Below are 18891 nucleotides of genomic sequence, written 5' to 3' on the forward strand. Positions count from 1 at the left end.
TTTAGGAGTAGATATGAATGAATGATTTGCTCATGGTGATCCTTGTCATTTCTCCACTCAGTCTTTTACTTCATGAGACAGGTCATACGCTAGCTGCGAACTTTTTTACTACTGCTGGTGTAAAACTTCACCTGGGCGTTGGTCCAAGACTATTTACCTGGAAACATGCTCGAGGAGAAGTAGCAGTTAACGCCATTTATTTCGCCGGTGGAATGACAATCAGTTCACAACCCGAAAAGGCTTACAGCAAGGTTGTGATTGCACTAGCTGGTCCTTTCGTTAATCTTTGTGTAGCTGTACTTACACCATTTCTTCCACTCCACCCGTCAATCATTGCTTGGGTTCTATTCTTTAATCTCTGGCTTGGAATAACAAATCTCATTCCGTTTAAATTCTTTGGAAAACAATCAGACGGCTGGACCGTAATGAAAGTTATCTTCCATAAACCCTAATTTACCCGGGACAGGCAGGTTTAACCCAAAAACCATCGAATCCTATACATACTTCGAAAAGCGAAAGTGGGCGTTTAGATACGCAAGGCACTGGAGTCTTTCAAAATGAACACGGTTTTTGTGTTCAGATTGAAAGGCGAAGTGACCAAGTATCTGCCCACTGTAGCTGGACAAAGAAAAGCGAAGACGAAGTTTCTGCGAGTCGTAGCTGGACAAAAGAAAAGCGGAGACGAGCGGTCAGAAAAGGCTGACGGTGTTGCAGTTGCACAACAATGATGGAGTTAATCAGTTGCTGGTACAAACTTCTCACGAGAAAATAAACAGGTAGGATGAAGTTTATGATTAAAAAACTATTTAAACATTATGATTATTCGTTAATCATTAGTGTATTACTCCTTTGCGGGTTTGGACTCGTAATGGTGTACAGTGCAAGTATGGTATGGGCCGTAATGAGACATGAAACGAACAGTGCTTTTTTCTTTAATAGGCAAATTATGTGGCTTGTCGTTTCCCTCGTTATGTTTTTTATTGCAATGCTTTTTCCTTATAAAGCATACCGAAAATTTATTGTACCAATTCTCGGGATTTCAATTTTTTTGTTAGTTCTTGTAAGGTTTGTAGGGTCAACCACGAATAATGCTCGAAGCTGGATCGAACTTGGACCGTTTAGTTTCCAACCTTCTGAATTCGTTAAGCTTGGTTTAATTATTTATTTAGCAGCAATCTACTCTAAAAAACAGGCTTATATTTCAAATTTTGTAAGGGGTGCACTTCCTCCCTTAATGGTCATTGGATTGATTTTCGCATTAGTAGCATCTCAACCTGACCTTGGAACAGCTATGATTATTGCGTTAACGTCTGGAATTGTCATTATTTGTTCAGGTATGAAATGGAAGCATATTTTTGGACTTGTAATCATTGGTGCTATTCTTTTTGCAGGTGCATGGATGTCGCTTTCGCCTGAGCAGGCATCAAGATTCACCGGAGCCTATAATCCATTTTCTGATCCAGAAGATAGTGGCTTTCACTTGATTAACTCTTATATTGCAATAGCGTCTGGAGGAATTACTGGCCAGGGATTCGGTCAGAGCATTCAAAAATACGGTTTTCTTCCTGAACCACATACGGATTTCATTATGGCGATTATTGCAGAAGAACTAGGATTGCTTGGCGTAGTTTTTGTAATAGGATTGCTCGGTTACATTGTTTTTAAAGGCTTTGTTCTCGGGATTAGGTGCAAAGATACGTTTGGAAGCCTTCTTGCCATAGGGATCTCTGGTATGATCGGTGTTCAGACTGTGGTTAACCTCGGTGCTATCACGGGCTGGCTTCCGGTTACAGGTGTGCCGCTTCCCTTCATAAGTTACGGCGGGTCTTCGTTAATCTTGCTCATGATTTCTGTTGGTATTCTAATTAATATCTCAGCTTTTGTTAACATAAGAAAAGAACAGAAAACAAGCTACATCAAGAAAGATAATGCAGTTCAAATGGAACTCTGACTTAGTTCAAGGAGGAATTTACATGACAGCTATTTCAAAAATACTTGTTGCCAATAGAGGCGAAATTGCGATTCGTATCTTTCGTGCATGTACAGAATTAAATATTCGTACTGTAGCGATCTATTCTAAAGAAGACAGCGGTTCTTATCACCGATATAAAGCTGATGAAGCTTATCTTGTGGGAGAAGACAAAAAGCCGATTGATGCTTATCTCGACATAGAAGGGATTATTGAAACAGCCAAAGCAAATCATATCGATGCCATTCATCCTGGATATGGTTTCCTTTCTGAAAATCTGCAATTTGCTAAACGTTGTCAGGAAGAAGGCATTATTTTCATTGGGCCTGAACTTGAGCATCTTAGAATGTTTGGTGATAAAGTAGAAGCCCGTAAACAAGCAATTTTGGCAGGATTACCTGTTATACCTGGCACGGATGGTCCAGTAGATGGTCTTGATGAGGTAAGGGATTTTGCGAATGAGAATGGATATCCCCTTATGATTAAAGCGGCCCTTGGTGGTGGCGGTAGAGGAATGAGAATTGTTAGAAGCGAAGAAGCGCTTGCTGATGCATATGAAAGAGCGAAATCTGAGGCTAAAGCTGCTTTCGGTCGAGATGAAATATACGTTGAGAAATTTGTTGAGAATCCAAAACATATTGAAGTGCAAATTCTCGGTGATAAACACGGGAATACCTTGCACTTATATGAAAGAGATTGCTCCGTCCAGCGTCGACATCAAAAGGTGGTGGAAGTTGCACCGAGCGTATCTCTTAGTGAACAAGCTCGTAAAGAGATCTGTGAAGCTGCTGTGAAGTTAATGGATAATGTTCAATATGTTAATGCAGGGACTGTTGAGTTCCTTGTTAATCAGGCTGGGGAATTTTATTTTATAGAAGTGAACCCTCGAGTTCAGGTTGAGCATACAATTACAGAGATGATTACAGGAATTGATATTGTGCAATCTCAAATTATGATTGCTGAAGGTGAACATCTTCATGGAGAGCGACTTGGTATTCCAGCACAAGAGAAAATCGACTGTCATGGTGTTGCGATTCAGTGTCGTGTGACTACAGAAGATCCTGAGAACAATTTCATGCCTGATACTGGTAAACTCATGGCTTACCGATCGGGCGGTGGTTTTGGAGTGCGTCTAGATGCTGGAAATGCTTACCAAGGTGCGGTGATCACTCCACACTATGATTCACTGCTCGTTAAGCTATCAACCTGGGCGCTTAGCTTTGATCAGGCTTCATCCAAAATGGTGAGAAACCTGAAAGAGTTTAGAATCAGAGGAATTAAGACCAATATTGCTTTCCTTGAGAACGTGATGAAGCATGAGAATTTCCGTTCAGGTGTTTATGATACTTCCTTTATTGACTCTTCACCAGAACTTTTTGTATTTCCAAAGCGAAAAGACCGTGGAACAAAGATGCTATCTTATATCGGAAACATCACAGTAAATGGGTTTCCAGGCCTTGATCGGAAGAAAAAGCCTGCATTTTCAAAACGAAGAATTCCACACCTAAAGTATAGTGAAGAAATTCCGAAAGGTACGAAACAAATTCTTGATGAACAAGGTGCTGAAGGGCTTGTGAATTGGGTGAAGGATCAGAAAAAGACGTTGCTAACAGATACTACATTCCGTGATGGACATCAGTCACTGCTTGCAACGAGAGTGCGTACAAATGATTTGCTTCACATCGCCGAGCCTACATCTCGAATGCTTCCAGAGTTATTCTCGATGGAGATGTGGGGAGGTGCTACGTTCGATGTTTCCCTGCGCTACTTGAAGGAAGATCCATGGGATCGATTAATTAAACTCAGAAGAAAAGTTCCTAATGTTATGTTCCAGATGCTACTTAGAGCATCGAACGCTGTTGGCTATAAAAATTATCCAGATAACTTGATTCGAGAATTTGTAGAAAAATCAGCTGATGCAGGAATAGACGTTTTCCGCATTTTCGACAGTTTAAACTGGGTTGAAGGTATGACCAAAGCCATAGAAGCTGTTCGTGAAACAGGGAAAGTGGCAGAAGCTTCAATCTGTTATACAGGTGATATTTCAGACTCATCCAAAACAAAATATGACCTTGCTTACTATCAAAGACTTGCAAAAGAGCTGGAACTTGCTGGGGCACATATACTCGGGATTAAAGATATGGCAGGATTGTTGAAGCCACAGTCTGCTTTTGAACTGATTTCTACACTGAAGGCAACAGTAGACATCCCTATTCATCTTCATACGCATGATACAAGTGGTAACGGAATCTATACATATGCGAAAGCCATAGAAGCAGGCGTTGATATCGTAGATGTAGCCGTAAGTTCAATGGCTGGATTAACTTCCCAGCCAAGTGCCAATTCACTATACTATGCGTTAGATGGATCTGAAAGACAACCAGACATTAACATTAAGGCTCTTGAAGAGCTTTCTCACTACTGGGAAGATACACGCAAATATTACAGTGGGTTTGAAAGTGGAATGACAGCTCCTCATACAGAGGTTTATGAACATGAAATGCCTGGTGGTCAATATAGTAATCTTCAACAACAAGCAAAAGGCGTTGGACTTGGTGAGCGTTGGGATGAAGTGAAGCGCATGTACCGACGTGTAAACGAGATGTTCGGCGATCTTGTTAAAGTAACTCCTTCTTCTAAAGTTGTAGGTGATATGGCTCTTTATATGGTGCAAAACAGCTTAACAGAAGATGATGTGTATGAAAGAGGCGAATCACTCGATTTTCCTGACTCTGTTGTTGAGTTGTTTCAAGGATACCTAGGACAACCATATGAAGGTTTCCCAAAAGAATTGCAGCAAATTATTCTTAAAGGCAGAGAACCGATCACAACAAGACCAGGAGAGCTTTTAGAGCCTGTTAATTTCACAGACTTGAAAGAGACGCTTTATCATAAATTAAATCGTCAGGTTACGAGTCACGATCTTATTTCATATGCGCTCTATCCTAAAGTTTATCTTGAGTATGAAGACGTAAGAGACATGTTTGGAGACGTTTCAGTTCTTGATACACCGACGTTCTTATACGGAATGCGTCTTGGTGAAGAAGTGGAAGTAGAGATCGAACAAGGTAAAACACTAATTGTTAAGCTCGTATCAATTGGTGAGCCGAATCTTGAAGGCAAGCGTACGCTTTATTTTGAATTGAATGGCCAACCTCGTGAAGTGGTAATTAAAGATGAAAACATTAAAACTGCGGTTGCATCTAAGCCAAAAGCAGATCGAACGAATGCTAATCACATTGGGGCGACGATGCCAGGAACAGTCATTAAAGTGCTTGTTGAAAAAGGCGAGAGGGTTAACAAAGGTGATCATTTAATGATTACAGAAGCAATGAAAATGGAAACAACTGTTCAAGCACCTCGAAGTGGTGTTATTGAACATATCCATGTATCGAACGGAGAAGGCATTGAAACAGGGGATTTACTATTAGAATTAAAAGAATAGCAAAAAAAGCTGCGCGGCTGCGCAGCTTTTTCTATTGTCTTCTACTACGAAGGGAAAGCATAACGAGATACAGTAATACTGTAAATAAACCTGAGATGAAAAGTCCGTGAAAAAGAGCAAGGAAAAGATTAAGGTTTGACACAACTACGAGAATTCCGCTAAGAGCCTGTAGACTAACAAATGTAAATGCAATAATAATTCCACGGCGCATCGTAACTTCATTTTTAAGCTCTTTCATTCCAATAATTAAGATATAAAGTAACCATACGAAGATAAGAACAGCAGCTGTTCGATGGAGCATTTGAATACCTTGCTGACCTGTAAACGCTAATAGTTGTCCGTCCGTACAGAATGGTACATTGTCACATGCCATGCTCGCACCGGTATGTCTGACAAGTGCACCGGAATAAACAACAATGTAAGAGTAAATGGTAACTCCGTAAAGATTGTAACGAATGCGTTTCGGTACAGTAGGCTTTTTCTGAGAACCTGATGCCTCAAATGCAAGAATCGTTAATAGAACAACACTAGCAAAGCTAGCTAGTGAGAATCCGAAATGAGACGCAAGAACAATATCAGATTGCCCCCATACAACGGCGGCAGCTCCAAGCAAGCCCTGAAACACAATCAAGAATACTGAGACAATTGCTAGAAATTTAGTCTCACGAATATGTCCAATTTTTTTCCACGACCAAATCGCGAGGATGATAACCAACAATCCGAGAGCGGCTGATACAACCCTATGACTGAGTTCAATAATGGTTTCCAGAGCTGGAGCTTCGGGCAGTACTTTTCCGTAACAAAGTGGCCAGGAGTTTCCACAGCCATCACCAGATCCTGTCTTTGTAACAACGGCTCCCATTAAAAGAACTAGAAGCATTCCGAGGGAAGTAATTATCCCGAACAATTTCAACAATTTATTCACAAATAACACCTTCTTATCATATTGTCGCTGATTCATAGTACAATGAATGTGTGATGAAGCAGACGATATTTACATCTTTCTACAAAAGAAAACACGAATCCTCACATTTAAACAACGTATACAAAACAATTAGATTCGTTTATAATGGATAAGGATTGCGGATACTGCTTCCTTTCACAAAACCAACATTATCTTACCATAGCTGTAACACACATTTAATAAGAAGATGTGAAGATTGAATTACATTTTCTAAACAGCTAGTAAGAAACCTGGAGGGGTAAACGTGATAACGAATAATCAACAAGGCTTATACAGTCTTCTTATAAGATTGTTTAACATGAACAATGGACAGACTGATCTTCTTCAGTCAAACGAAAAGGGAGGTGTATAGATTGAGTAAAACTAGAACGGCATACGAAGCCTCAAATCGAGTAATGGAGCCAGGTCCACTTTCGGAAGCTAATCCGTCAGGTACTTGGAAAGATTTTCTTACACTTACGAAGCTTGGTATTGTGTTTGATAATTTAATTACGGCATTCACAGGTTTGTGGGTTGCTTCCGTAGCTGCAGGGTTTGATCTATTCGCTAACCCGATGGTGCTCATTTTAACGATGTTGGGAACAGCGTTTGTTGTTGCCGGGGGAACATCTTTAAATAATTATATAGACCGTGACATTGATCAGGTTATGGCAAGGACAAATACAAGACCATCAGTTACAGGGAAAATCCCTGCAAACCAGGTGCTCTTTGTAGGTCTTGGATTATCTATAACCGGTACCATTATGCTTTTAATTGTTGAACCTATGGCAGCACTATTGGGTCTTCTAGGTCTTGTCATTTACGTTGTGCTTTACACAATGTGGACAAAGCGCACAACTTCATTGAACACAGTTGTTGGGTCATTTTCAGGTGCACTACCACCATTAATTGGTTGGGCTGCCATTGATCCAAATTTAAGTCCAGTAGCATGGGGAATGTTTTTAATCATGTTTATCTGGCAACCGCCACATTTCCTTGCTCTTGCGATGAAACGAGTGGATGATTACCGAGATGCAGGAATTCCGATGCTTCCTGTTGTGGCAGGATTTCCTATGACGAAGCGTCAAATTGTACTTTATACTGCAGCGCTTGTACCAGTTTCACTTCTGTTGTACAGCTTCGGTCCAGTTTACATTACAGTAGCAGCTATCCTTGGTTTTGGTTGGCTCGCAATTGGAATAGCTGGTTTCTTTATGAAGGATGATATTAAATGGGCACGAATTATGTTCGTGTACTCACTGAACTATATTACAATTCTATTTATTGTTATGATTGCAGTAAATATTAATCCTTAATAACAATGTACTAAGTATGGTCAGTCAATGCGGGTCTAGGCTCGCATTGACTTCCTATAACTCAATTTGAGTAAAAGCTACTAAGAAAGTGAGGTTTAAGGTGCAAATGAAACGTTGGAGAAATGCTTGGCGTTTTTTACCACTGCTATCGGTAATTGCGTTAACACTTACGGGTTGCGGTAACGAACAGCTAACGACTTTGCTCCCTAAAGGGGAAGGGTCTGAGATGCAATTTAATCTCATGATGTTAAGCCTTTACATCATGATTGGGGTTTTCGTTGTAGTAGCACTTATTTATACGATTGTGCTTGTTCGCTTCAGACGACGTGGTGAAAGCGACAATGAAATTCCAGAACAAACGGAAGGAAATGTAGTACTTGAGATTTTGTGGACAGTCGTTCCTATTATTCTTCTTTTAATCCTTGCCGTTCCGACAGTAATGGCGACGTTTGCATTAGACGAAGGGACTGAAAAAGTACCTGAAGGTGCAACCGTAGTCAAAGTAACAGCTCATCAATATTGGTGGGAGTTTGAGTATCCAGAATTAGGCGTGAAAACTTCTCAAGATTTGTACATTCCAACCGGAGAAAGAGTTTATTTTGAACTCGCTTCCAAAGATGTACTACATTCTTTTTGGGTTCCGACTTTAGGTGGGAAAATGGATACGAATACAGCTACAGTTAATAAAATGTGGCTAAATGCTCAGGAACCAGGTACATATTATGGTAAATGTGCTGAGCTTTGTGGCCCATCACATGCTTTGATGGACTTCAAAGTAGTTGCTCAAGAAAAGGAAGATTTTGAAGCCTGGGCAAAAAGCATGAAGGAAGCTGGTTCTAAAGCAGCTACCGATCAAGCAGCACAGGGAGAAGAAATTTTCGCTAACAGCTGTATTGGCTGTCACGCTGTAGGTGCTGATGGTGGAAATACAGGTCCAAACTTAACAAACTTTGGTGACCGAGAGAAAGTTGCGGGCATTCTTGACCACACAGATAAGAACATCAAAGCTTGGATCAGTAACCCATCTGATTATAAACCTGGTAACAACATGCCAGCGTTCCAAGACCAATTAAATGATGAAGAGCTTAATGCTCTTGTTGCCTATTTAAATGGTCTAAAGGTTGAAGAATAGTCATCGGAAATAAGGAGGTTTAATTCGTGTCAGCACATGCTTATAAAAAGAAAAATCCTATCTGGGATTGGCTTACAACCGTTGACCACAAGAAGATCGGGATTCTTTATCTCGCTTCCGGTGCTTTCTTCTTTCTAATTGGCGGTTTGGAAGCAATTCTACTACGGGTGCAGTTGCTATATCCAGAATTCAATTTTGTAGGCGCTGAAACATTTAATCAGTTGCTTACTATGCACGGGACGACTATGATCTTCCTCGCAGCCATGCCACTCATATTTGGATTCATGAATGCGATTATACCGCTCCAAATTGGAGCAAGAGACGTAGCGTTTCCATTCGTTAACTCACTCGGCTTCTGGCTGTTTACTGCAGGTGGTATTCTACTGAACCTTGGTTGGTTCCTCGGTGGAGCTGCTGATGCAGGCTGGACTGGTTATGCACCACTTTCAACAACAAGTCCTGGTAATGGGGTTGACTTTTATGTACTAGGACTACAGGTATCAGGTATTGGTACATTAATTGGGGGGATTAACTTCCTCGTAACGATTATTAACATGCGTGCACCAGGCATGACATTCATGCGTATGCCGCTATTTACATGGTCTAGTTTTATAACATCTGGTCTTATTCTTTTTGCATTCCCTGCACTTACAATTGGTCTTGCACTTCTTATGTTTGACCGTTTGTTTGGAACTCAGTTCTTTGCAGCTGAAGCAGGTGGTAATCCGATTATTTATGAACATCTATTCTGGATCTTCGGGCACCCAGAAGTTTACATTCTTGTGCTCCCAGCATTTGGAATGTTCTCTGAAATCATTGCAACATTCGCTCGTAAGCGTCTGTTCGGTTATTCAGCAATGGTATTCGCTACGGCACTTATTGGTTTCTTAGGATTCATGGTTTGGGTTCACCACATGTTTACTGTTGGACTTGGACCGATTGCGAACTCAATCTTCGCAGTTGCAACAATGTTAATTGCTGTACCTACAGGTGTAAAGATCTTTAACTGGCTCTTCACAATGTGGGGAGGAAAAGTGAGTTTCCCAACAGCAAACTTGTTTGCGGTTGGATTTATTCCGTCATTTGTACTAGGTGGTATGACAGGCGTTATGCTTAGTGTTCCGCCTGCTGACTATCAGTATCATGACAGTTACTTTGTAGTTGCCCATTTCCACTACGTTATCGTTGGTGGTGTTGTATTTGGTCTATTTGCAGGTATGTACTACTGGTGGCCAAAGATCTTTGGAACAATGTTAAACGAAGTTCTAGGAAAGCTTCACTTCTGGCTCTTCTTCATTGGATTCCATTTAACATTCTTCCCTATGCACTTCCTAGGTCTAATGGGAATGCCGCGTCGTGTATATACTTACCTATCTGGACAGAGTCTTGATGAGGCAAACTTTGCAGCGACTATCGGAGCATTCCTAATGGGACTTGCAACTATTATCATGGTTTGGAATATTATCCAAACTGCTGTGAAGGGTAAAAAAGCTGGAAATGATCCATGGGATGGTAGAACGCTTGAGTGGGCCATTTCTTCTCCAGCACCAGAATACAATTTTGCTCAAACACCACTTGTACGTGGACTTGATGCATGGTGGCTTGAAAAACGTGCAGGTAATAAAGCAATGGTTCCTGCTGAACCACTTGACGATATTCATATGCCAGATGCGTCTATCCTTCCGTTCTTATTGTCACTTGGCTTTTTCATAGCTGCTCTTGCAGCGATATTTGCTAATTGGACAATCGCAATTGGAGGACTAGTTATTGTCGCATTAGCGATGATTCTACGTTCTGTTATCGATTATCATGGATATCATATCCATAAAGAAGACCTGCCTGATGAAGGGGGGGAAGGCAAATGAAACCTGAATCAATGAACAAATTGCCTGCCAATCCAGAACGGGCTACATTAGAAGGAAAAAATAAATTTCTTGGTTTCTGGTTCTTCCTAGGAGGCGAAACCGTGCTTTTCGCCTCGCTTTTTGGGGTATACTTAGGACTAAGGAATGCAACAAATGGCGGAGTGACAGCAAATGAATTGTTTGAACTTCCGCTCGTATTTATTGCAACAATGCTCCTTTTAACAAGTAGTTTAACGTCTGTATTTGCAACGATGGCACTTAAAACAAATCATTTTAAGCGCATGATTGGATGGTTTGTGGTCACGGCACTTCTTGGCCTAGGTTTCCTTGGTCTTGAGATTTATGAGTTCACGCACTATGTACATGAATATGAACACACCATTCGTAGTAGTGCATGGGGCTCTGCGTTCTACACGCTAGTAGGAACTCACGGTGCCCACGTATTCGTAGGGATCTCCTGGATTACACTTCTTATTATTCGTAATTTAAGACGTGGAATGGACCTCTATACGGCACCTAAGTTCTACCTATTTGCCCTTTACTGGCACTTTATCGATGTTGTATGGATCTTTATCTTTACTGTTGTTTATTTAATGGGAAAGGTGGGTTAATTAAATGGCACATCATGAAGGCACAGAAACATTATCTGAGCACGATCAAAGTCACCTTGATATTCATCACAAGATCGCACATGAGAAGGAATTCAAACAGCAGATTGTATCCTTTGCCATGATGATTTTCTTAACTATGATTGCTTTTATCGCTGTGGCGAGTGACGCCATATCTGATGCATTCACAGTTGTTTTCATTATGATCCTTGCAGGGATTCAACTGGTTTTCCAACTTTATATGTTCATGCATTTAAGCCACAAAGGTCATCAATATCCTGCATGGGGAATCTTTTTTGGAGTCTTCGTTGCAGCGACTGCGATTATTGCTTTAATGGGAATGATCTGGTAAAACAACACAAACAAAAGAAGCTACTCAAATTGAGTAGCTTCTTTTTTGTTTAAAGTTTAAAATTGATTCGAATCAAACCTGCTTCTCGTGCTGAATTAAAAGCAATAAGTAGGATCGGACCTATAATAAAGCCCATAAATCCAAGGAGCTGCAGCCCTATATACATTGAAATTAACGTAGATAGAGGAGAGAGACCGATGTGCCGTCCCATTACTTTCGGTTCGACAGTTCGACGGATAATCAGAAGAACGACAGCAAGGATTGCCATTTGGCTACCAGTGGCAATATCGCCCGTGATTAAGTAGTAAATCGCCCAGGGACCAAGAATAACGATTGAACCTATAATTGGAATAAAATCAATAAGCCAAATAATAAACGCCATAAGGAGAGCGACTTTAGGTGTAATCATTAATAATCCAATTAAACTAACTACAAATATAATAATACTAACGAGAAATTGTGCTTTAAAAAATCCAAATATGACATAAGATAAGCGACCAGTCATAAACTGAACTTTTTCAGCAGTTTGTTCGGATAAGTAGGAATAGGATTTTTTCCTTAATTTAGGTAGTTCCATCAAGAATAAGAATAATGCAATTAAATACACCAGAATACTTACAAGATAATTTGGTATGCCGGTTACAATGATGGTGATGATTTTTAAATAGTCGATGCTACTAATTGTATTCTTCGTATTCTCAAGAAATCGGTCAACTTGATTAGTAAATTCCTCAACGAACTCTTTAGGAAAACTTTTCGAGACTGCTTCCATATTTGATTCCATACTGTCCCACATTTGGGTAATGTTCTGTATGTACACAGGTGAGTTCTCAACAAGTGCTATACCTTCGGTGATTACTTTGGTTACTAGAAAGTAGCCTAGAAGTGCAATAAGAATAACAAATAGGGTGAAAACAATAATAACTGGAAAATACCTCTTGAGCTTTGTGTTCTTTTGAATCAGTTTAACAGCTGGATCAAGAGCAAGTGCGCTGAAAAACGCCAGAATAAGAGGGATAGAAACAGGTAAAATCCAGAACGCTAAAACGGCTAAAAAAGCGATGACCAATATTATGAGCAAAAAGCGTTTTGAGAGGATCTTTGGCAATCTTGTTCTCCTTTCTAAGTCAAACCATCTATCCTTATTATAGTACGGACTATGGTGCTTTACCAGTAGGGAGAAACGAATTATAAAACGCATAATTCGTTTTTGTCTTCTCATATAGTAGGTATAGGGAAGGTTAAAAGGGGGAACATCATCATGAGAAAAGAAATCAATCAGGGAACCCTTGTTATTTCTGAGAGCGTAATCGACTTTATCCTGGATGTTGCTGTTAAAGAAACAGAAGGGGTTGAACTTATTGTTTCACCGGTAAAGCACACCCTTAGAAGAATAGTGGGGATTAGAAAGAGAAGTAGATCGCAGTATGAAGAAGGCATAGAAGAGACGGGGCTGTCCTTACGAGTAGAAGTAGCGATTGGTTTTGGAGAAATTATTCCATTTACGTGCTACATGCTTCAAGAGCGCATCAAACATGATGTTGAGAGAATGACTGGGCTTAATGTCGAAGAAGTTAATGTCATTGTCTCCAGGTTGATCTTACCTCAGGAACAAGATGAGACAGAAAGTGAATAATAAACTGAAAGATCCCCTCTCAATTGAGAAGGGATTTTTCTAGTTTATCCAACACCTAGGGCCGATTGTTTCAACTTACCATCAAAAGTATCACTTTATTTTGAAATAAACATTTGTGTCCAATAATGACCATAAGAGCCGCCTGAAACATATCCAACACCAATCTGAGTGTAGCCAGGGTTAAGGATATTCTTTCGGTGTCCTTCACTATTCATCCAAGCTTGTACTACTTCTTCTGGAGTAGATTGACCTGCAGCAATGTTTTCACCAGCACTACGATAGGAAACACCAAAATCTTTTAGCATTGTAAATGGAGATCCGTACGTTGGCGACTGATGTGAGAAGTAATTTTTGTCTCGCATGTCAGCTGACTTATATCTTGCAACTCTTGCAACCTGCCAATTCCAGGTTAATGGAGATAGACCATTTTTCGCTCTTTCCTGATTCGTTAAATCCATGACTTGCTGCCCAACATCTTTTGATTTGTTGATTGACGGGTTACCGGTTGGAACATTTACTCGATCTCCAGGATAAATTAAGTCTGGATTATTAAACTGAGGATTAGCGTTAATAATCTCTGTAAGTCCAATCCGATACCGTTTGGAGATTTTCCACAACGTGTCACCTGATTTAACAGTGTATGTAGTTTGTCCATATGCAGTTTCGGGTGAAAATAAGCTAGCTGCAAGAAGAAATACTACTAATAATGGGATATACTTTTTCATTACTTCATCTCCTTTCAATCGTAGTTTGACCAAAAGTGGTAATCTTACCCCATTTTTTTTGAAAAATGGCTATGTTAATGAGGCGAAAATCGAGAAATCAACAATAGAAGCGAACATAGCCAAAAAATTAATTATTTAAAATAACAACTGGAAACCATAATATAGAGGTGATTATCGAGCATAATGGTAAGTAAACATTGCAACTACAGTGCCCCTTATACTATTATTAGAGGGTGGACTTGTTGTGAAATACAAAGGAGGCAAACGAATAATGAAATTCGAAAACACTGGTCTGGAATCTACGATTGTTCAGTTTTCCATTTTAGACCATATCATGCATGAAAACGGTTTAGTACTTGCTGGCCAATGGGATTATGAGCGAGTTACATATGATTATAAATTTGAAGATATGACAAACGGTGACATTTATTATCTTCGAGTACCAGGCGTAGCAATTGAGGGAATGGTTGAATCAGCTCACGCTGTAATTAAACTGGGAAAGCCTTATGTTGGAAAGCACTATTACCCTCATGGTGTGGAGTATGATGAAGAATTTCCAGAAACCATTATTAGCACATGTAATAAGAAGCTAGAAATTGTTCGAGATCAGTTAGGAGCTGCACTCCAGCGAAGCATGGTATCTGTAGGTGAACTTGCTAAGCGTGTTACACCTTGTAAACCGTCCGATAGCGTATCTGTTGCTGCAGCTGTAATGAAAAAAGAGAACGTTACAATCGTTCCTGTTTGTGATGAGAACGAGCATTTAATGGGCATTGTCACGGACCGTGCTATTGCAGTTGGTGGGTTTGCGGATAATGAAGCTGGCACTACGAAGGTAGAAGAACTAGTGGAAAAGCCACAGGTCACATTGTCTCCGGATATGAAACCTGAACAGGCTGCAGAATTAATGAATGAATCCCGTCTAACGGAAGTGATTGTTTTAGATGGTGACCGTTTTGTTGGAATTGTTTCCTATTTCCTACTTAAAGAAAAAATTAATGCATAAATAAGAGGAGCCTGAGCGCTCTTCTTTTTTTGTGAGTTTTTGGCTTTTGACACATAGAAAAGGGACACAGGTATACGATATGTGGGCTGGAGTGTTAAACAATTGCGATACGGAGGATAGATAAGGCATAATAGATACAATGAAATGGAGGCGATCCGATGATTAGAAACATGCTTCGCTTCGTAATGCTAATCGTCTTAATAGTTATCGGAATGACTGTATATGAACGAATAGACTGGAATAAAGTTGTTCCAGAAGTTGAACGGATTATAACGGAGGAAAAGGCAGTACTTGATGAAACGACAAAAGATGAACCTGAAGTAACTAGTGAACCATTACCTGCACTAACGGGTATAGAAAAGTGGATTGGAAATAGTACGGAAGGTATTACTAAAGAGCTGGGTGAACCTGATCGAGTAGATCCCTCCGCCTATGGATATAAATGGTGGATTTATGAACAGTCAAGTTCAGAATATTTTCAAATCGGGATTGAAGATGGAAAAGTAGTAACCATTTTCTTTATGGGTAACGTTGAAGCTGGTGAGAACTATCCAATGGGAGAGCAATCTGAAACCGTTTTTAGTGAAATGAAACCACAAAAAGAAGTTCCACTCAAAGTGAATGGCTATGACTATCGCTTTCAACTTACGAGCGAAGAAGTACAGCAGAAACCTCTTGTAAAGATTCATGATAAATTATATGCGCAATATTACTTTGATAAATTCAATGGGAGCTTAAGAGCCGTAAGACTTGCTGAACCACATGTGCTTGTGAAGCAAAGGCCATATGCAGTCTCTTATCGAGGTGAGTTAATTGAAGCTGCCTCTCTTAGTAATAGTCAGTGGGAAGAAGTTCAAACGGCTATGGAGAAGCAAATCTTCGCTATGACGAATGTTCTTAGAAACCTTTCTGATAAAAAAACACTGTCTTATAATCAAGAAGTATCAAAAGTGGCTTTTGGTCATAGCAAAGATATGGGTGTGAACAATTACTTTTCACATACTTCTCCATCAGAAGGAGAACTTTCTGACCGATTGAAGAGTGGCGATGTGCTTTATAGCTATGCTGGGGAGAATATTGCAGCTAGGTACCCAGACGCAGGAGCATCCATGATTGGGTGGCTAAATAGTAAAGGGCATCGTGAAGCGCTCCTAAATGAAGAATTCACGGAAATAGGAGTTGGCGTTTATCGTGAATATTACACTCAGAATTTCATTAAACCTTTCTAGAGATAACCATAAAATTGCCCGTTGCGGTAGCGATCATTGTATCATCGTCACGAAATACGTCTGCTTTCACAACCCACCTAGTCTCACTTTTGAACAGTACATGTGAGCGGCACCTAAGTTCTTTTCCACTCCCTTTAGCGAGGTAGTAAATGTTCATCTCTGACGTAACTGCTGCTTTAATTGAGGGAAGAGACTGATGGACAAGTGAGCCCATTGCAATATCGATTAGAGAAGCTGTTATCCCTCCATGGACAATCTTGAGGGGATTATGAATAAGCTCTCTATTTGGTATAATACTTTCGTATGTATTCTCGTCAATGAGCTTACTCTTAATTCCCATGTAACCTGCTAAATAGGTTTTGTAGTGGTTACTTTGCTTTTTCTTTATTCCTTCTAGCAAAGAATAGAGATTTTTTCTTTCTTCATTGGTTGCCTCTTCAAGCATTTCTGATAGGAGCGCATGTATGTTCTCGTTTTCCATATAATGTTCCTTTCCTAAGCAAGTTCGCTATTTATTCATTTTACCAGTAATGGTCGTATGCACCAATAAATAGGCGCACAATTGTTAAAAGTCTAATTATTATGTAATAAGACCATTTATGGTTAGCAAGAAATGGAGGTGGCGAATTTGCCTGAAACACAAGCGAGTCAAAAAGTTCAGGAATTTAAAACATTCGTCAAAGCGAATCCTTATGTTCTTAAAAAGGTGAAGAGTGGTGAAAAAACACTTCAGGAGCTTTTTGAGGAGTGGATGCTTTTCGGTGAGGATGATCAAACCTGGTTTGACGATGAAGAGGATAAAGAGGAAGTTACTGATGATAAGAGCACAAAGGCAGGCGGAATGCTTTCTGCTATTAAACAAATGAATTTTGATGAGTTACAAAAAGGAATTGAACAATTTAGTGGAGCGGTCTATTCGATACAAGAGGTTCTCTCCCAATTCCGTAGCAAGCCAAAGCAACAAGCACCTTATATTCACTCCCATTCCCCATTTCCATTTCGTCATGATTAGGAGGGGATTTAATGCGTGAAGAAGTGCAGGCTTTCTTAGCTTCACGACAAGATTTGGTCTTTTTCTTAAGAAATCAACCTGTATGGTATCGACGCTTAAGCAGAGAGCCATATGCACTGAAGGAATTCGAAGAAGCCTCAAAAGTGTTTTACGGCCAAACGTTTCCACAGCGCGTCGATCGATTTCAAAACCAATTAAACATGGTAAATATGATGCTTGCATTAGTGACCCAATTGAAAAATTAGGGTCTTTTTTTGTACCACATTTTCCGCTCATTAAATTATTTGGTTTGGGCACACTGAAGAGCAAAGGAGTGTGAACAAAATGGAAGTGAGCAGGCGTGGTTGGAAACAAGTGTTTGTCATCTTATTGATGATTATTTGTTGTGTCCCTGTAGTTGGATTTAGTCAATCATTAGAGGAAAAGGTAACTTCAAGGACGAAAGCAGATCCTGTTGTCGTTAATCATCGCATAAAGAATAAAGATTTGTTTGTTGAATGCGTTATTCCCAATTTTTCATTTGATCAAGATAATGAGAAGAAAGACTATCATGGTTATATTGATGTATTCCTTGATGGTAAAAAGCATCAAACCGTCAAACAAGCTGCCTTTATTGTACAAAACCTTCCTGAAGGAAAACACTTAATACGTTTAGATATTATGCGAGAGGATGGTGGCAGGTACTTATCCCTTAAAGAAATTGAAGTGGAAATAAAATAAGTCTCTATAAAGAGACTCACTGATTATGATATACGTCGATAAGGTGTCGTTGGAGGAACGAGAGGTGGAAATTGATCCTGTAAATAGTTAAATATCATTTTTTCAATTTCAATTCCTTGTTGAACAAGCGCCTGGTTACCGAACAAACAATTAAATTCTAGAAAATAATACTTCCCGTTTGCAAAGACAACATCAAATCCAGCGTGGTCGATTCCTAGTGCTTTTGCTGTTTTGTCTACAAGTTGAAGCGCCTCATCAGGAATACTGTGAAAAGATAGTTTGCCACCCTGTGCTACGTTATTGAGGAAGGATTCTCCACCAATTCGCCAGTAGGCGGATACTACATCATTCCCAACGTAAACAACACGAAGATCTTTTTCGATTGGTAAATACTCCTGGACATATAGAACGTCATTTTGTTCAGCGTAAGCAAGGAAATCCTCTCGTGATCGAATTAGGAAAACACCATTTCCCATTGAACTGCGAACTTCCTTTGCGACAAATGGAAAAGGAAAAGTATCTAGAATCCGTTCGATCGTTTCTTTTGAACTGCCAGCTATTTCAGTATATGGCATAAGGTCAGGGCTAATTGACCAGAATGCTCTTGTCATTTCAACTTTATCAAACCCAAGTTGAATTGATTGAATCGAAGGGAAAATCTTTTTATTTAAGCCATAAACAAGTGAGTTCACTTGCCATTTTTCAGGAAAGAGAAGCACATCTGATGCGCGAATATCGTCAATTTTCTTAAACATATGATCTGGTTTAACGTAAGAAATACCTGGCATACCGAGTGTACGAAATGGATTAAAGGTAAGAAGTTTCACAGTTTTATTTGTCTTCCTTTCTAAGATGAAAACACATAAATCTAGAAAATTATAGATCTGAATACATAATAAGTCAATAACCAAATCGTGGGTATTCACTTTTGTT

Annotated in this window: 20 protein-coding genes and 1 pseudogene; 16 read left to right on the forward strand and 5 right to left on the reverse strand. The window is 39.7% G+C overall.

Annotated elements, in window-relative coordinates; translation table 11 throughout:
• Positions 1-17 precede the first annotated feature (17 nt).
• From JI666_RS01070 to pyc, 4 genes are all read left to right on the forward strand, one after another.
• Complete coding sequence (locus JI666_RS01070) at positions 18-452, forward strand: site-2 protease family protein (RefSeq protein WP_206888014.1); 435 nt, start codon at positions 18-20, stop codon at positions 450-452.
• Between the two features lie 105 nt (positions 453-557).
• Positions 558-728 (forward strand): hypothetical protein, encoded by a 171-nt coding sequence (locus JI666_RS01075; protein ID WP_206888017.1) that lies wholly within the window; start codon positions 558-560, stop codon positions 726-728.
• A 62-nt stretch (positions 729-790) separates the two neighbouring features.
• Positions 791-1951 carry a putative lipid II flippase FtsW gene (ftsW, locus tag JI666_RS01080; RefSeq protein ID WP_206888020.1) on the forward strand — a complete coding sequence of 387 codons (1161 nt, stop codon included), beginning with the start codon at positions 791-793 and terminating at the stop codon, positions 1949-1951.
• Between the two features lie 22 nt (positions 1952-1973).
• A complete protein-coding gene (gene pyc, locus JI666_RS01085; protein WP_206888022.1) occupies positions 1974-5414 on the forward strand; it encodes a pyruvate carboxylase in 3441 nt (1146 codons plus the stop codon).
• A 31-nt stretch (positions 5415-5445) separates the two neighbouring features.
• Here the strand turns inward: pyc and JI666_RS01090 are convergent, their stop codons facing one another.
• On the reverse strand, positions 5446-6339 hold the full coding sequence (locus JI666_RS01090) for a COX15/CtaA family protein (protein WP_349769288.1): 894 nt from the start codon (positions 6337-6339) through the stop codon (positions 5446-5448).
• Between the two features lie 392 nt (positions 6340-6731).
• On the opposite strand from JI666_RS01090, the gene cyoE reads away from it, so the two are divergent.
• From cyoE to JI666_RS01115, 5 genes are all read left to right on the forward strand, one after another.
• Entirely contained in the window at positions 6732-7673 is a 942-nt protein-coding gene (gene cyoE / locus JI666_RS01095; RefSeq protein WP_206888027.1) for a heme o synthase, read from the forward strand.
• A 106-nt stretch (positions 7674-7779) separates the two neighbouring features.
• Positions 7780-8805: a cytochrome c oxidase subunit II gene (gene coxB / locus JI666_RS01100; RefSeq protein WP_206888030.1), complete on the forward strand. Its 1026-nt coding sequence runs from the start codon at positions 7780-7782 to the stop codon at positions 8803-8805.
• Between the two features lie 26 nt (positions 8806-8831).
• A complete protein-coding gene (gene ctaD / locus JI666_RS01105) occupies positions 8832-10670 on the forward strand; it encodes a cytochrome c oxidase subunit I (protein ID WP_349769289.1) in 1839 nt (612 codons plus the stop codon).
• Positions 10667-11281 carry a cytochrome c oxidase subunit 3 gene (locus tag JI666_RS01110; RefSeq protein ID WP_206888031.1) on the forward strand — a complete coding sequence of 205 codons (615 nt, stop codon included), beginning with the start codon at positions 10667-10669 and terminating at the stop codon, positions 11279-11281. Before ctaD ends, JI666_RS01110 begins: the two co-directional genes overlap by 4 nt.
• A gap of 4 nt (positions 11282-11285) precedes the next feature.
• Positions 11286-11630: a cytochrome C oxidase subunit IV family protein gene (locus tag JI666_RS01115; protein ID WP_206888033.1), complete on the forward strand. Its 345-nt coding sequence runs from the start codon at positions 11286-11288 to the stop codon at positions 11628-11630.
• Between the two features lie 49 nt (positions 11631-11679).
• Here the strand turns inward: JI666_RS01115 and ytvI are convergent, their stop codons facing one another.
• Positions 11680-12738: a sporulation integral membrane protein YtvI gene (ytvI, locus tag JI666_RS01120; RefSeq protein ID WP_206888036.1), complete on the reverse strand. Its 1059-nt coding sequence runs from the start codon at positions 12736-12738 to the stop codon at positions 11680-11682.
• A gap of 153 nt (positions 12739-12891) precedes the next feature.
• Between ytvI and JI666_RS01125 the strand changes: the two genes are divergently transcribed.
• Positions 12892-13266, forward strand: coding sequence for an Asp23/Gls24 family envelope stress response protein (locus tag JI666_RS01125; RefSeq protein WP_206888037.1), 375 nt, complete (start codon positions 12892-12894; stop codon positions 13264-13266).
• A 95-nt stretch (positions 13267-13361) separates the two neighbouring features.
• On the opposite strand, the gene JI666_RS01130 is transcribed toward JI666_RS01125, so the two are convergent.
• Positions 13362-13991 (reverse strand): YkwD family sporulation-associated protein, encoded by a 630-nt coding sequence (locus JI666_RS01130; protein WP_206888040.1) that lies wholly within the window; start codon positions 13989-13991, stop codon positions 13362-13364.
• A 271-nt stretch (positions 13992-14262) separates the two neighbouring features.
• Between JI666_RS01130 and JI666_RS21570 the strand changes: the two are divergent.
• The 3 genes and pseudogenes from JI666_RS21570 to JI666_RS01140 all read left to right on the forward strand — a co-directional run.
• Positions 14263-14604 (forward strand): annotated as a pseudogene (locus JI666_RS21570) (YugN family protein); the annotation flags it as partial.
• A 21-nt stretch (positions 14605-14625) separates the two neighbouring features.
• Positions 14626-14997 carry a CBS domain-containing protein gene (locus tag JI666_RS21575; RefSeq protein ID WP_286170566.1) on the forward strand — a complete coding sequence of 124 codons (372 nt, stop codon included), beginning with the start codon at positions 14626-14628 and terminating at the stop codon, positions 14995-14997.
• Positions 14998-15155: 158 nt separating this feature from the next.
• Positions 15156-16226 carry a CAP domain-containing protein gene (locus tag JI666_RS01140; RefSeq protein ID WP_206888046.1) on the forward strand — a complete coding sequence of 357 codons (1071 nt, stop codon included), beginning with the start codon at positions 15156-15158 and terminating at the stop codon, positions 16224-16226.
• Here the strand turns inward: JI666_RS01140 and JI666_RS01145 are convergent.
• Complete coding sequence (locus JI666_RS01145) at positions 16213-16707, reverse strand: PaaI family thioesterase (protein ID WP_206888049.1); 495 nt, start codon at positions 16705-16707, stop codon at positions 16213-16215. The two genes, JI666_RS01140 and JI666_RS01145, sit on opposite strands and share 14 nt — an antisense overlap.
• 147 nt (positions 16708-16854) lie before the next feature.
• Between JI666_RS01145 and ylbD the strand changes: the two genes are divergently transcribed.
• The 3 genes from ylbD to JI666_RS01160 all read left to right on the forward strand — a co-directional run bounded on the left by ylbD (position 16855) and on the right by JI666_RS01160 (position 17958).
• Positions 16855-17238, forward strand: a complete 384-nt coding sequence (ylbD, locus tag JI666_RS01150) for a spore coat protein YlbD (protein WP_206888053.1) — start codon at positions 16855-16857, stop codon at positions 17236-17238.
• Positions 17239-17249: 11 nt separating this feature from the next.
• Positions 17250-17483: a YlbE-like family protein gene (locus tag JI666_RS01155; RefSeq protein WP_206888056.1), complete on the forward strand. Its 234-nt coding sequence runs from the start codon at positions 17250-17252 to the stop codon at positions 17481-17483.
• 79 nt (positions 17484-17562) lie between these two features.
• On the forward strand, positions 17563-17958 hold the full coding sequence (locus tag JI666_RS01160) for a hypothetical protein (RefSeq protein ID WP_206888059.1): 396 nt from the start codon (positions 17563-17565) through the stop codon (positions 17956-17958).
• A 23-nt stretch (positions 17959-17981) separates the two neighbouring features.
• On the opposite strand, the gene JI666_RS01165 is transcribed toward JI666_RS01160, so the two are convergent.
• Positions 17982-18785 (reverse strand): ATP-grasp domain-containing protein, encoded by an 804-nt coding sequence (locus JI666_RS01165; protein ID WP_206888062.1) that lies wholly within the window; start codon positions 18783-18785, stop codon positions 17982-17984.
• Positions 18786-18891: the final 106 nt, after the last annotated feature.

Origin of the sequence: Bacillus sp. NTK071 (genome assembly GCF_017303315.1) — a bacterium.
Taxonomy (GTDB): Bacteria; Bacillota; Bacilli; order Bacillales; family Guptibacillaceae; genus Guptibacillus.